Genomic DNA, 674 nt, shown 5'->3' on the forward strand with positions numbered 1-674 from the left:
GAATAAATTGGTCTTTTTGTGCATTAACGTAGGGCAACAACGCCGCCACGGCCTCTTTGAATTCTGGTGTCTGCTCCTGGCCGTTGTCCATCAGTTTTGCCATGGCCCACATCATGTTGGCGATTTTCTGGGCATTAAATTGGTTTTTCTGTGCGTTCACGCGGGACAACAGCGCGGCCACGGCCTCTTTGAACTCTGGTGTCCGCTTCTGGCCGCTATCCACCAGTTTCGCCATGGCCCAAAGCAGGTTGGCGATAGCCTGAGGAATAAATTGGTCTTTCTGTACGTTTACGTGGGGCAACAACACGACCACAGACTCTTTGAGCTCTGCTGTGCGCTCCAGCCCCTTGTCCACCAGTTTCGCCATGGCCCACAGCAGGTTGGCAATATGCTGAGGAATAAATTGGTCTTTCTGTGCGTTCACGTGGGGCAACAACACGGCCACGGCCTCGTTGAGCCCTGGTGTTAGTTCCTGCCCGTTGTCCACCAGTTTCGCCATGGCCCACAGCAGGTTAGCGATTTCCTGAGCACCAATATCACTGGCTTCAGGTTTTTGGTTGCACTTGAATATTATTGCATCCAGTAGCGTCGATAATAAGGCAGCTTGAGTACGCTTAACACGCTCATCCATGGGCTTATGAGGGGTAAAAACACCCGCTGAAGTAAATGAGTGC

1 protein-coding gene is annotated in these 674 nt (G+C 51.9%); it reads right to left on the reverse strand.

The window, feature by feature from the left end:
- Positions 1-674, reverse strand: a 674-nt coding sequence (locus J7438_RS26710; protein ID WP_209279049.1) for a DUF1601 domain-containing protein, incomplete at both ends; no start/stop codon positions are given.

It is taken from the genome of Thalassotalea sp. G20_0 (assembly GCF_017744175.1).
GTDB lineage: Bacteria > Pseudomonadota > Gammaproteobacteria > Pseudomonadales > Endozoicomonadaceae > Endozoicomonas.